This window comes from Hyphococcus aureus (genome assembly GCF_042643165.1).
GTDB classification, from domain to species: Bacteria; Pseudomonadota; Alphaproteobacteria; order Caulobacterales; family Parvularculaceae; genus Hyphococcus; species Hyphococcus aureus.
Genome location: NZ_JBHRSH010000001.1, coordinates 2517057 through 2530277, shown reverse-complemented (window position 1 = coordinate 2530277; position 13221 = coordinate 2517057). Strand labels below are relative to the sequence as shown.

10 protein-coding genes and 1 tRNA gene are annotated in these 13221 nt (G+C 53.9%); 2 read left to right on the top strand and 9 right to left on the bottom strand.

Features of this window, described 5'->3' with window-relative positions:
• Positions 1–14: 14 nt before the first annotated feature.
• From ACFOOP_RS12315 to ACFOOP_RS12285, 7 genes are all read right to left on the bottom strand, one after another.
• A complete protein-coding gene (locus ACFOOP_RS12315; RefSeq protein ID WP_379881254.1) occupies positions 15–1154 on the bottom strand; it encodes a DUF819 family protein in 1140 nt (379 codons plus the stop codon).
• A gap of 43 nt (positions 1155–1197) precedes the next feature.
• Positions 1198–2190 (bottom strand): N-acetyl-D-Glu racemase DgcA, encoded by a 993-nt coding sequence (gene dgcA, locus ACFOOP_RS12310; protein WP_379881253.1) that lies wholly within the window; start codon positions 2188–2190, stop codon positions 1198–1200.
• Positions 2187–3278: an N-acetyltransferase DgcN family protein gene (locus tag ACFOOP_RS12305; protein ID WP_379881252.1), complete on the bottom strand. Its 1092-nt coding sequence runs from the start codon at positions 3276–3278 to the stop codon at positions 2187–2189. Before ACFOOP_RS12305 ends, dgcA begins: the two co-directional genes overlap by 4 nt.
• Positions 3265–4386 (bottom strand): YkvI family membrane protein, encoded by a 1122-nt coding sequence (locus ACFOOP_RS12300; protein ID WP_379881251.1) that lies wholly within the window; start codon positions 4384–4386, stop codon positions 3265–3267. Before ACFOOP_RS12300 ends, ACFOOP_RS12305 begins: the two co-directional genes overlap by 14 nt.
• A 194-nt stretch (positions 4387–4580) precedes the next feature.
• Positions 4581–6521: a serine hydrolase domain-containing protein gene (locus ACFOOP_RS12295; RefSeq protein WP_379881250.1), complete on the bottom strand. Its 1941-nt coding sequence runs from the start codon at positions 6519–6521 to the stop codon at positions 4581–4583.
• 252 nt (positions 6522–6773) lie between these two features.
• Positions 6774–9152: a TonB-dependent receptor gene (locus tag ACFOOP_RS12290; RefSeq protein WP_379881249.1), complete on the bottom strand. Its 2379-nt coding sequence runs from the start codon at positions 9150–9152 to the stop codon at positions 6774–6776.
• Between the two features lie 253 nt (positions 9153–9405).
• Positions 9406–10122: a GntR family transcriptional regulator gene (locus ACFOOP_RS12285; RefSeq protein ID WP_379881248.1), complete on the bottom strand. Its 717-nt coding sequence runs from the start codon at positions 10120–10122 to the stop codon at positions 9406–9408.
• Positions 10123–10286: 164 nt separating this feature from the next.
• Here ACFOOP_RS12285 and ACFOOP_RS12280 point away from each other — a divergent pair, with 164 nt between their 5' ends.
• Positions 10287–11957, top strand: a complete 1671-nt coding sequence (locus ACFOOP_RS12280; RefSeq protein ID WP_379881247.1) for a serine hydrolase — start codon at positions 10287–10289, stop codon at positions 11955–11957.
• Positions 11958–12009: 52 nt separating this feature from the next.
• Positions 12010–12498, top strand: a complete 489-nt coding sequence (locus tag ACFOOP_RS12275; RefSeq protein ID WP_379881246.1) for an Lrp/AsnC family transcriptional regulator — start codon at positions 12010–12012, stop codon at positions 12496–12498.
• 60 nt (positions 12499–12558) lie between these two features.
• Here ACFOOP_RS12275 and ACFOOP_RS12270 read toward each other — a convergent pair.
• Positions 12559–12645 (bottom strand) — tRNA-Leu (locus ACFOOP_RS12270).
• Positions 12646–12839: 194 nt separating this feature from the next.
• On the bottom strand, positions 12840–13214 hold the full coding sequence (locus tag ACFOOP_RS12265) for a c-type cytochrome (protein ID WP_379881245.1): 375 nt from the start codon (positions 13212–13214) through the stop codon (positions 12840–12842).
• Positions 13215–13221 lie beyond the last annotated feature (7 nt).

The window sequence follows — 13221 nt, the reverse complement described above, 5'->3', positions numbered from 1 at the left end:
ATCTCTATTCTCATTTACTGGAGTACGCCTCCAAGAAGTCTGAAAATTCCAATGCCCACGAAATTGCCGATTATATAGCCGAGAATTCCGGTCATGATCCCGGGCGCAACAAGATTGCGCCAGTTCATCAAGATCGCAATCGCCGCCGCAATCGGCGGCCCGGCGATACAGGCGAGCGATGCGATAATGATTTCCGCATGGTTTAACTTGAGCGCTGCGCCTGCAATAAAGATGAAGACCAAGTGAACTGCGAAAATCATCAGCACTTCCAAAAAAAGCCCCGGCGCCGAGTTGAGCATGGCGTTGAGGTCGGCGCCGGCGCCGATGATCGCGAAAAAAAGATACATGAAGATCATCGCGACAATATCTTCGCCGCGCAATCTGGAAACAAAGCGGCGTCCGGCCGTAGCGACCAGGGTCATCGCAACTGTAATGAACAACAATGAATAGCTTTCATATCCGAGATAGGCGGCAATAGACGTGCTCACCGCAACCACAGCAGCGGCAAGCGCTATCGCGGTTAGAAGATTTGCAAATGAATAGGCTTGTCCGCTGTCGCTTGCCCCCCCGTCTTCAGCGCTGCCCCAAATGCTTTCCAGTCTCCATGGAAATCTTTTCTTCAAAAACGCCCAACCCGCCACAAAATTCATGCAGATGATGAAGCCGACGCCAAGAATATTATCAATCGCAAGCGCCGCAGCGAGCTCTGAAGGATCGTCAAGCCGGACCGCTTCTGCGACGGCGACGAAATTAAGCGATCCACCGATATAGGTGGCGCTGTATATCGCCGCAATCGCCGGTTCATGCGGCCCGAGATCGAACAAAAGCGCGCCGATGACCGCGCCTGCAGCGGCGCCAATGGCGCCGATGGCGAAAGCGACAAGCACCCTGCCCCCTTCAGTGAAAACCTTGATCAGGTCCGCCTTTAGAAGAAAAAGCGCAATGGCGAGAGGAACCAGATAGGCCCAGATCACGTCGTAAAGCGGCGCGCTGCGCGGGATAAGATTGAAATGCGCCGCAACAAAGGCGCCAATCAGAACAAACCCGACGCCGGAAATCCTGCGCCCGACACGCGTCGTTTCCATGATTGCGGCGGCGGCCGATATAAACAACAACACTGCAAGCAAGGAAAAAATATTATCGGCAGCGATCATGCGATGCGTCCCATTTTATCTATCGCATACGGCGCCGGATGGATCAGCGCATGCCGCCCCAAAAGCCTGCAGAGGGCTGAGAGACAAGACTGTTTTTATAAGACATGCCGCCAAGGTGATCTGACTTCAAGTTGAGCGGGCCATCCAGATCCACATAATCGCAAAGTTGCGCAACGACGAAGGATGGCGCCATGGACAACGATGTGCCCACCATATTGCCAACCATTAGGCGTTTGCCGGCGTCTAGCGCTTCCTGTGCAAGCGCCAGCCCTTCCGTCAGGCCGCCTGTTTTGTCGAGTTTGATATTGATCATGTCATAGCGCTCAAGCGCGGCCGGTAATTCTCCGCGATGAAGGCAGCTTTCATCGGCGCAGATCGGCACAGGCGACTTGAAGTCTTCGAGACCTGCATCATCCCCGCGCGGCAAAGGTTGTTCGATCATCGCGACTCCGAGGTCGGCAAGCTGAGGAGCGACCTCTTCCAATTGAGAAAGCGTAAATCCCTGATTGGCGTCAATCACGAGCGCCGCATCGGGCCGCGCTTTGCGAATGGCGGTAATGCGTTCAACGGGCGCTTCATTATCGAGCTTGATTTTGAGGATCGGATATCCATCGGCGCGCGCTGCTTTTTCCGCCATTTTTTCCGGCGTCGCTTCAATGCCGATTGTAAACACCGTGCGCTGGTCTTTCGGCGTAATTCCTGTCAATTCCCAGATAGATTTTCCGCTTTGTTGGCTCTCAAGATCCCACAAGGCGCAATCGAGCGCATTCCGGGCGCCGCATGGGGACATAACCTCCTGCAAGTCTTCGCGCGAAAGTCCGCCCTCAATATCACGGCGCAACGCCTCGACCTGGTCAAGCATCCCGTCTGCGAAATCATTCAGATAATAGGCGCCGCATCCCTCGCCCCGGCCGACATTGCCGCTCTCGCTTATTTCAACTTCAATCATGTCAATCACTTCAAAGACATGCCCGGTAATCCGGAAAGGCGCGATCATGGGCCATGATGTTTTATGAACGCTAAGCTTACGGTTCACAGGAGAAATTCCTTTTCAATTCTGTCGACTATCAATTTTGCGCCGTCCTTGATGGGGTCAATGACCGGCAAACCTGTCTCCGCTGAAAGACGTTCAAACAGGGCAGGTTTTTCTGAAAGGGGGAGTTGGCTTGTATTGACCGACATGCCGACAAACCGCGCATCCGGATTGACCCGACGCGCCATCAGGAGATTAGCTTCAATCGTCTCCTGCAAGCTATGCAAAGGATAAGGCTGCTTTCGCTCCGTACCAAGATTATACACTCTTGTGGGATCGTGACAGAGCACGAGCGCATCCGGCTGTGAACCATGCAACAAACCAAGACTGACGCCAGCGAAGCTTGGATGAGAAAGGGCGCCCTGCCCTTCGATCACATCCCAATGGTCGTCATCAGCAGCTGGCGAAATCAATTCCGCCGCGCCGGAAAGGAAGTCCGCAACCACACAGTCAATCGCAAACCCGGCGCCCGCGATCATGACGCCTGTCTGACCGGTCGCACGGAAATCAGCTTTCCATCGCCGCGCCTGCATTTCTTTTTCAATGGCCAGCGCTGTGTATTTCTTTCCAACCGCGCAGTCCGTTCCCACTGTCAGCAATCTTTTGCCGGTTCGCTTTGCGCCGGTTCCCAATGGCAGATCAGCAGGCGGCGTTCTGACATCGAAAAGCCGTGCGCCAGATGCTAAGGCCGCCTCAACAATTTCCGGAAAATCTGTCAGCCGCGCATGCATGCCGGAAATAATGTCCAGCCCCGCCCGCGCCGCTTTGACAAGATCCTGCAACCAGCGATCGGGTATATAGCCGCCGGCCGGCGCAACGCCGATGACAAACGAGCCGACACCCGCCTGCACCGCTTCTTCGATCGTCATATCCGGCAGGCCGCTATCGATGCTGCATTGTGGCGTACGATATTGCCCGATACAAAGATTGCGACGCCATTCGATCAGACCCAGGCCGGTCTTGGCGTAACCTGTAAGTTCGATATCGCCGAAATAAATGAGGTATGGCGCTTTGAAGCGTTTGACGCCTTCATTACCCGCACCCTCGCGCGGCTCCACTTTTTCAGCAAAGCTCTGGCTAGCCAAGCTCATAAGCTGCCTCCATCTCCTTGTTTTGCTTCGCGGTGACGATCTTGAACAAGCCAACGGTCACAAGCGGCAAAATGACGACTGCTATGAAGGCGTATGACAAAGCGCCATAGCCTTGTGCGATGAGATCAATGATACCGACGGCGCGAGCGAGAAAGATCGCGCAGGCCAGCACACCAACTGCGTTTACGAACCTCGCCCAGTGCGGAAAGCGGCGGCCTTTTTCTTCAAAGACAGACGCAACGCGTTCATTGAGCGAATGCAGGATTCCAGTGCCCGTCTCTATAAAGGTTCCAAACAGGACAATCTGAAAGACAATGAAAAACCAGGGCGAATTCAGGCTCTCCAAAAGCGTCAGCACCGGCACAGGCGCCGTCTGGATTTCAGGATATTGCGCCAGCATCGCAAGATAGACGAAGACGCCCGGAATGACGCCGATGAGGCCTGCGAGGCCGCCTGAGATAAGCGCTTCGCGCCGCGTTTTCAGATATGGCAGGACAAACAATACAGCGCCCAAGGCCAAAAGATTGTATGAAGCGTAGCGAAGGCCGTCGATATGCCACGCGCCATTTACTTCGCCGGTTTCAACGGCAAGGGCGATATTGTCTCCAAACGCTGTGGCCACCCAAACCAGAAAAGCGCCATACACGACGTAAAGAATAATGGACCAGGAGGCCAGCATCCGCTCAATCGCTTTGCCGCCCAGATAAGCAAACACGCCAACGCCGCCCAACAATGCAATCACGCCAAAAACATGCGGCCAGCCCAGAGACGATGAAAATATTTCTCCGGCGGCCGAACCCAACACCGCCAGCACCAAGATTGAGATCAATAAATAGAGAATTTCAAAAACCCGCCATGCAGGCCCAAGCAGGCTTTTGAAGAATGTCCGGTAATTGTAACCTCGAGAAAGCCGCGCGTACTCAAAAGCGACCGCCAGAACAGCGCACCACGCGATAGCTGTCACCGCCATGCCCAACAAGCCGCCGAGGACGCCATGCGCAAGGAAGAACTCTGCAACCTCACGGCCTGTTCCATAACCGCCGCCAATAATAACGGATTGAAATACAAATCCCGGAAGCAGGTAGGTTTGAAAAAAACTGCGCGTCATGTCGACTGCTATTACCTTTTTCGCAGGCCGCTTTCGCCAATGCGGCTACAGCGTTCCTTCCTCAATTGTGTTCGAACACGCTGCCCGGATCGAGCTGTAACCCTGGTGTCGGCGACGCACGGAGGGACGCACGCCGCCGACCTTCTTATTCACGCTTACCTCTTGCTGTGCCGGGTAAGGTGAGGTTTTATCCATCAATAATTCATCTCAAGGCTAAGAAGCCCATTCGTCGCCGCGAACCAGATAACGACAAAGATCGCCGCCAGGATGACAATGCTCCAAAGTTTTGCAAACCAGCTCTGGGCGCCCCGCCAGACGACAAACAGATTCCACGACGCGATAACAAATGCGGCATAGAGAAGGATCTGTGTGAACTGCGTCACCCGTAACTGAGTGTCAAATCCGGGCCCAAGCCCCGTGAGATTGGTAAACAAGGTCTGGAAGGCCAGCACCCATGCGATCAGGAAAGCGAAGACAAGCACAACGCCGATGCGAACCAGCCGGTGCGCTGTCGCATCCTGTCCTGTCAGCCCGAAGCTTTTGCCATAGCGCCCGCGAACAATGGCGCGAACAGGCCAAAGAACCAGCGTAAGCAAAAGTGCGCCAATCGCGCCCGCCAGCAGCGGCGTCATGAGCGATGAAGAGCGATACCATGGCGCTGGCGTCAGATGAATGATCGGGGAGACCGGCTCAAAAGTGACATAGTCGAGCTTTCCGTCGTCCTTGAGAACGGCGGTCAGGCGTTCCAGCCCATTGGTGTTTCGCCAGACATAAGGCTCAACCTCGCGCCAGTGCGTTTCCACACCAAAGAGCGGAAGCAGCAGATCGCCATCCTCATTCATAGCGATCTTTTCCTGACCTAAAATTCTCATGATCGCGGCAAAGTTGGTGGCTACTGTGCGCGAACTCTCATACTCGCCAACAACCAGTTCACCATGCTCCTTGGCGGTTTCCAGGCGCGGGCCAACAGGTGTGGCCGCTTCAGGAAAATATCGCAGGGCAAAATCTGTGGTGACCGCAAAGCGCAAAACGCCCGAGCCTTCGCCGGCGCTATTCACTGAAACATAAATGCCAACATTCTCATCGACGAGGACATTAAGATCGGAATGGAAAAACTCCGTGTCCCCGCCATGACCGCGAATGCGCAAATCACCCTTGTCCAGTTGCCAGAAGCCAAGCGCCATCGCATTCAAAGGCGGAGAGAGCTGATAGATCGTCTCATACATTTCCCGCCATGTTTCCGGCTTCATGAGGGCGGCGTCTTGTTTGAGAAGGCCAATCATGAAGCGGCCCATAGCCTCGCCACTCGCAGCGAGCGATCCCGCCGGCGCCATCGGCACAATCTCATAATATTGCGCCTCACCATCCGAAGCGCTTTTGTAGCCATTTGACATAAAAGGTTCGAACTCCGCCGGCAGTGGCTGGCGAAACGTAGCGCGATCCATCCCTAGCGGTTCAAAAACATGGCGCTCGACATAGGCTTCGAATGTCTCACCTGACAGGCGCTGAACAATATAGCCCGCCAGCGCGGTGCCGTAATTAGAATAGGCAGGGGTTACGCCCGGCGCAAAAATCCGCGACGGCGGAGGAGACGCTTTTAAAAATTCCTCCAGCGACATATTCAATTCCGGATCGCCAATAATCAGGTTTTTCAGTCTTTCCTGAAAACCGGGCGTATGCGTCATCAGATTGCGCATGGTGATCGGCTCGCCAAAGGCGTCCGGAATTTTAAAATCTAGATAGGTGTCGATATCCTCGTCGAGGTCGATTTTTCCTTGCTCGACCAGCTGCATCACTGAAATCCATGTGAACAGTTTTGAGATAGAGCCCGGCCGAAACATTGTTCCAAAGCCGTCAACAGGCGTCTTGCTTTCAAGATCCGAATAGCCAAAGCCGCGGCTGGTCAGAATCTCTCCGTCTTTAACGACGGTCACTACGGCGCCGACAATATCTGCTTTCCTGATCGCATAGGGCATGTATCCGTCAAGCCAGTCATCAACATCGGCTTTAGTCAGGAACGGAGCCGCCTCATCCGGCAGACCCGGTTCAACAGACACCGTATTAGGCGCCATATCTTCAGCGTCATTCTCCACAATTTCGCTCAATGCATCGTCAACAGACAGCGGCTCAGCCATAGGATCGGTTTGAGCTGACGCCGGTAGCGAAACCACCATCATCAACGCAGCGAACAAACTATATATTGTTATTTTAAAAGACATGACGCCCTCGCGGTTTTTTGAGTCTGGATGAAACTAGAAACTATGCGCCCCAGAAAGCCTTGGTTCGTGCCGGAAAGCTGCGCCAGTCCCCATACGCCATTTCCGGGTCTGCTTACTCTATTCGCCCGGCAGCGCAAAAACACGTTGCCGGGCGTTTCTCACGCTACCCTAATAACGCAGGGTCAGACTTACGCCGAGTGTTCGCGGTCTATTCACGGACGCCGAGATCGCAGGCGCATCGAGGATGCCGTTTGCATCAACAGCCTGGGAAAAGAGGTTGGCTGAGGAATTGATCACTTCGATGTCATTGAGCAAGTTCGTTGCGAAAAGGTTCAGCGCAACCCGGTCGTTTTCCAGCCCAATCCGTAAATTCAGATTTTCAAGTGAATCAAGCCTTGAGGATGGATAGTTCTGCACCGTGGCGAAGCGCTCGCCAATATATTGGAAGACGCCTGTCGATGTCAGCTTCCAATCACCTGAGCCCAGTGGCCGCTCATAGGAATAGCCGGTTGAGAAAGAAAGCTTCGGCGCATGGGTCGCGGCGTTGCCGTCCTTGATATCATAGAAAGGCTGTCCCATGGGGGCGCCAGGTGGCGGCGTATCAAGCGTCGCAAACTGCCCAGTGAATTCCGCATCCAACAGCGCCATATTGAAGAAGCCGGAGAAGTTATCGTCGAAACGATAAAGTGTTTCCAGCTCGAGACCGATGATGCGCTGGTCCGGCCCGTTCAAGGGCTGTGTCGCCGGCGCCGCAATAATGATCTGCGTGTCTTTGAATTTTGTATGGAACACGCCAAGATTGGCAATCAAATCTCCGTCCAGCCATGACGATTTGACGCCAGCCTCGACGGTCAGGACGCTGTCTTCATCAAACTTGACCGCATCTTCGATGCCCATCGGATCGGGACCGGCGATCGCCAATGCTGAAACGCCCTGCCCGACGCCGCCATTGCGGGCGCCAACCGCCGCATTGGCGTATAGAAGGATGTCGCCATTAATTTCAAATTCAACGCCCCCGCGCGGCAGGAACCGTTTGAGATGGAAGTCATAAACATCGCTTGCGCCAATGCTCAGCAGCAGATCAACAAAATCGACAAAATCAATCGGGTCCGATTCTGTCCATGGAATGAGGTTTCCACCCATATCAAAACGCGGCACAAGATTGATCACATTGTTGTCGATGAATGTCGCGACAACTTTGTCATCGACATATCGCACGCCGCCGATCAAGCGCAGCTGATCGGTCAGGCTGTAGGTCACTTCAAGAAAACCGGAATATTGCGTTGAGTTGGTCGTCGAGGTTTCTCTGAGGATATAGTCCCTCGCTGGCGTCGTCACTGCAGCACATCCGGCGCAGTCAAGGCCGGCGACGGTCATGATGTCCTTATCGCGATAATAGAGACCGGAGGTGAAATTCACCGGACCGTCGAAATCCGAAACAAAGCGAAACTCCTGGGAGAACTGTTCTTGCTTTGTGGCGGTATTCTGGAACGTCGTCGTATCGATTGAGCCTCCCGGCGTATCGGAAGCGAAGAAAGCCTGCAGGCCAAATGAGTTGCCCGCACTGAAGCGCGTATCGATGTTGTCACGCTCATAGTAACCGGTGATGGAGGTCAATTTGATTGCGCCGAAATCATAGCTGATCTTGCCCGTGTAAAGGTCAAAATCGTCCGTAACAAAACCGCTCATTGGCGAAGACGAGAATGTAAGATCTTCAGGGTCAGAGCCCGGATCGACTTGTGTGGATTCGCCAAGATCGTCCCGCATGAGAAATGCAGAAAGCCGGACTTCAAGCGCTTCTGTCGGGCGCGCCAGAAGAACCGCGCGTCCGCCAAAGCTGTCAAAGTCGTTGACGTCCTCGCCTTCGCTCGGATTGTCGATAAACCCTTCGTCTTTGCGGTAGAAACCGGAAACCCTAAGGCCAAGCTTGCCTGGCGCCAAAATAAGAGAGCTCGCATTTTCGCCGCTATAAGCAAGGCCGCCATCTTTGATGGTTTCGAGCTGGCCGCGCGCAACGCCTGTAAAGCCCGGCCCATCAAGATCAGGGTCCGCCGTAAAATAGCGAATAACGCCGCCAACTGCGCCCTCACCAAAAAGCGTAGGCTGCGGGCCGCGGATCACCTCAATGCGTTCAAGATCGACTGAGCTATAATCACGCTGCTGTCCCGGCGACGCCACAGAAACGTCATCTAAAAACAAACTATAGACAGAACTCGTCGCATAGGCGCCGGCTTTTGCGTCTTTCACGCCGCGAATGGCGATATCGTTGGAATTCTGTTGGGACTTGATGTTTTGCAATCCGGCGACAAGTCGCGCCACATCTTCGAGGTCGCGGACGCCAAGGTCATTGATGTCGTCCCCTGACAGGCCGGCGACGCTTGCGCCGATATCCTGAATGGATTCTTCGCGAAAGCGCGATGTGACGATGATTTCATCGCGAACCATTAACGGTCCGCCGTCGCCATTTTCGCCCTGTGCATGGGCTGAAACAGTCAACGCCGCCATGGCCGAGCTCGCCAAGAGCGCTATTTTGGTTCCACAAGCCATTCTTACCTCCTTTGCCCCGGCGCCCGCATGCGAGCGCATTCCGCCATTTTGGCTGTATTATTTTTGTATATGGCTTTTTTAATGGCGTGAATACCCGCTTTATATAATTTTACGGATGTTCTTACCCCTGTGGCGTACGGATCACAGCATAGCCGTGCAGAGCCGCCGCCGCGGACAAGCCAAAGGCGAAAATGCTTGAGGTTGGTGACAAGAAAGAGAAGTGTGGGGTCAGGCGGAGAGCCTGAGAGAGCCCTTAAGGTGCGGGCGGAACGCGCAGATCCTGCGTATAAAGCTGGTCATGCAGGAAGATGGCGTCCAACACCCGTTCCTCGCAAAGCGAAAGAATTTTGTGGGTTTGCTCACGAATTTCGGTGGCGTGATCGCTTTTGACCGCTTCCAGCAATTCGCGCTGATGCTCCCAGGTGAACGGCATCACGCGCTTCATCTGAACATAAAGCCAGTAGATCCGCATGGTCGTGTCTTCAAGCTGCTTCACCCAGTGGATGAGCAGCGGATACTTCACTTGCTGCGCAATAAACACGTTAAACCGCTTATTCGCCTTTAATAACGCCAATGCAGCGTCATCCCCGCTAATCGGACCTTTGTGGGATATGGCGTCGTTCAGCTTAACCAGCTCATCGTAATCCACATGCGCGGCCGCCATAGCAAAGAGATTCGGCTGCAACATTTTGCGCATGGCGAAATTCTGTTTCACATCGAGCAGGGTCAGCGGCGCGACCCGCGTCACCCGCGGGGAGATAGAAACAAGAAACTGCTGGGCGGTAAGTTGCTCCATGATGTTCCGCGCCGTTGTCCGACTGATATCGAACATCTCGGTCAGAATGTTTTCTGACACTTTCTGACTGGGCGCGAGCTTCTGGGTCACGATCGCATCCATGATGAGATCGTAGGCGGCGATGGAATCCCCGCCGTTTTGCTTTTTCTTCTTGCCGCCAGCCGCCTTATTCATCGCGCTTTACTGCAGCATTCCGCTGTCATTTTCCATATTTTTCGCCCGCACGAGCCAGAAAATGTACTTTTGAGAGCCTTATAATAGATTAAGGCTGTATTATTCTTCACAGTTGGGCTAGCGTTATCGGAGGGATCACACAGACCAAACATTGAGCGCCAGCCATGAACCGCAAAGACTCCATACGCCGCAAGGCCTTTTGCGACCAGGCGGATCACAGCGGCTGGACATCGACTTCTTTCATTTCGGGCATGCAGGAGAATTTTATGCGCAAAGCCGCCCTCGCCTCCCTCGTCACAGCCATCGCCCTGACAACCGGCGCTGTCAGCGCTGCGGATCCAACGCCGGAACAAATCGAGGCTTACGCAAAAAAGACTGTTGATGATTTCAAAATCACGGGTCTCGCCATCACCGTCGTCAAAGGTGACTCGATCATATTTCAGCACGGTTATGGCGTGCGTGACATCCGGCAGCCTGACATAAAAGTGGACGAAAACACGCTCTTTCCATTCGCTTCCATTGGAAAGGCATTCACAACTGCATCTCTTGCCATGCTGGTCGACGAAGGAAAACTCAACTGGGACGATCCCGTTCGCAACTATATTCCTGAATTCGAGATGTCGGACCCCTATATCACGGCGGAATTTTCCGTTCGTGATCTGGTCACTCATCGCTCCGGCCTCTCCCTTGGCGCTGGCGACTTGCTGGTCTTTCCCGATGCGAATCCGAACATCAAAGATATTCTCGCCGCAGTGAAATACCTGCCCCCCGCAACGAGCTTCCGCTCTGAATATGCCTACGACAATCTCATGTATATTATCGCTGGCGAAGTTCTCTCGCGCATTGACGGCCGTCCATGGAGCAAGGTTATCGAAGAGCGTGTTTTCAAGCCGCTCAAGATGAAATCCTGCAAGGCGCTTCCGTCGCAAGGCGCCGAGGCAAAAAATACAATCACCCAGCATTTGCGCATCCCAGGCAGTTGGGAGGGGGAGCCCATAGACCCGCGATACGTCATGGGCGACAGCACAGCGCCAGCCGGCGGGATCAGCTGCTCCATCGCCGATCTGTCAAAATGGGCCCAGTTCTGGCTCAATGATGCAACCGCCCCTTCCGGAAAACGATTGATCTCGGAGGCGCAGGTCAAGGAACTGTGGACAGGCGTCACCCCGCAACCTGTCAATCCGATGATGGCCGATTTGGGCGGAACCCATTTCTCACTATACGGTCTGGGCTGGGGGCTTCACGATTTTCACGGCAAGCTGCTGGTCAGCCATAGCGGCGGATTGTTAGGCGCCGTTTCTTATTTCGGCCTGTTGCCTGAAGAAGACATTGGCGTCTTCGTGACAAGCAATGACTTTGCGTTTGGCGTCAGCGGGCTTGCGCTGCAAATTCTCAATGACGCCGCGGCGCCCAATTCAGACTCGGACTGGATAGGCCGCCTCTTTGAATATTATTCAAACTATCAGGAAACGGCGCAACAAGACGCAGGCCTTGGCGCTGATCCTAAAAAGGATATTGCTGTTGAGCCCGTCCGGCCATTGGCTGACTATACGGGAACTTACGTGGACAGATGGTATGGTCCCGTATCCATAGAGACCCGTAACAGTGGCCTGTTTATCGACATGAGCCGTTCGGATTCGCTTGACGCGCCGCTCATCCCGGTTGGCCCTGACAAATTTGTCGCCCGCTGGCCTGACCGCAAATTAAACGCCGACGCCTATGTAATCTTCAAAATTATCGAAGACAAAGTTGTCGGCATGGAAATGACGCCAGTCTCAGAAACGACGGACTTCTCCTTCGATTTCGACGATCTGGATTTTGTCAAACAACCCTGATCGGCGCAGTCTCTGTCATTACGCTTTAGGCGTCTCGTGGTGTGTTCATCAAATGCTTGACTTCATAGATCTCAAAATTCTGCGGGCTCTTTGTAAGAACGGCCGGATCACTTACGCCAATCTTGCGGAACAGATCCATCTGTCTCAAACACCGACGCTCAAAAGAGTAAAGCGTATCGAGGAAAGCGGCTATGTGACTGGTTACACCGCCATTGTTGATGAAAACCGGCTGGGCGGCAGCATGAACGTCTTTGTGATGGTGACGCTCGCCAGCCAGAAAATCGCAACCCACCATGAGTTCCGAAAGCTGGTCGCAGATGTCCCGCAAATCATGGAGTGTTTTTTAACCTCCGGAGACTCAGACTATTTGCTGCGCATCGCGGTAGACAGCATGGCGGAATATGAAAAAATTCTTACAGAGAAGATTTCCAGCGTCGTCCCCGTGACCAATATCAGGTCGAGCTTCTCTTTACGTCCCGTCAAGCGAGAAACAACTCCCCCCCTTCTTTCAGACGCTGCGTCTGTCATTTACGCGCGGTAGAGCCTTGTGCGCCCGCCGAGGTTTCTTGATCGTTGTGTCCTGAAGATCTGAAGGGAAATGTGGTGCGGACGGGGGGACTCGAACCCCCACGAGGTTACCCTCGACAGATTTTAAGTCTGTTGCGTCTACCGGTTCCGCCACGTCCGCAAAGTGCGCGCCAATAAACAGGCGCCCCCCGACAATGGCAACCGGAATTATTTGAAAATGCGCCGCCAGTCGCAAGGCGCTATTTGCGCATCCGAACGCATACTGGAGGGGACACAATTAACTCAATAAAAACATAGTCTTAAAGAAAACCGGCAAGCCGCCACGCAGAACGATCTGCAGATGAAGACTTCCGCTTATTCCTTGCGGGCCGCTAACAGCGGAATATCATCCACAGCCTGCGCCGCTGAACGCGAAAGAAGGTACTGGTAGATTTCTTCAAGGTCTTCGTCGGGGAGCACACTCGGCGCATAAGGCGGCATCCGCCGCGCGGGATGGCGCACATAATACATGAAAGCTTCTAGCGGCAACGGATCAGGCGCCAGGCGTGGTCCCGTTTCCGCCCCCTGCCCTTCATATCCGTGGCATTCATAACAGCCATATTTCACGAAGACCGCTCGTTGCGAATCTTTCTGCTTGGCGTCGCCTGTTTGCGCATTGCACGAGACCGGCGCGATGCAGGCGAAGGCAATGAATAAAAAACGAGAAAACATTTTCAGTTGATAGAACATGGATGAG

Bases quoted from the DNA above. Each gene is read 5' to 3' on its own strand.
- ACFOOP_RS12285 (WP_379881248.1), bottom strand. From the start codon at position 10,122: ATGAATAAGGCGGCTGGCGGCAAGAAGAAAAAGCAAAACGGCGGGGAT.
- ACFOOP_RS12275 (WP_379881246.1), top strand. From the start codon at position 12,010: ATGCTTGACTTCATAGATCTCAAAATTCTGCGGGCTCTTTGTAAGAAC.
- ACFOOP_RS12280 (WP_379881247.1), top strand. From the start codon at position 10,287: ATGAACCGCAAAGACTCCATACGCCGCAAGGCCTTTTGCGACCAGGCG.
- ACFOOP_RS12295 (WP_379881250.1), bottom strand. From the start codon at position 6,521: ATGGCTGAGCCGCTGTCTGTTGACGATGCATTGAGCGAAATTGTGGAG.
- ACFOOP_RS12290 (WP_379881249.1), bottom strand. From the start codon at position 9,152: ATGGCTTGTGGAACCAAAATAGCGCTCTTGGCGAGCTCGGCCATGGCG.
- ACFOOP_RS12265 (WP_379881245.1), bottom strand. From the start codon at position 13,214: ATGTTCTATCAACTGAAAATGTTTTCTCGTTTTTTATTCATTGCCTTC.
- ACFOOP_RS12305 (WP_379881252.1), bottom strand. From the start codon at position 3,278: ATGAGCTTGGCTAGCCAGAGCTTTGCTGAAAAAGTGGAGCCGCGCGAG.
- ACFOOP_RS12300 (WP_379881251.1), bottom strand. From the start codon at position 4,386: ATGACGCGCAGTTTTTTTCAAACCTACCTGCTTCCGGGATTTGTATTT.
- ACFOOP_RS12315 (WP_379881254.1), bottom strand. From the start codon at position 1,154: ATGATCGCTGCCGATAATATTTTTTCCTTGCTTGCAGTGTTGTTGTTT.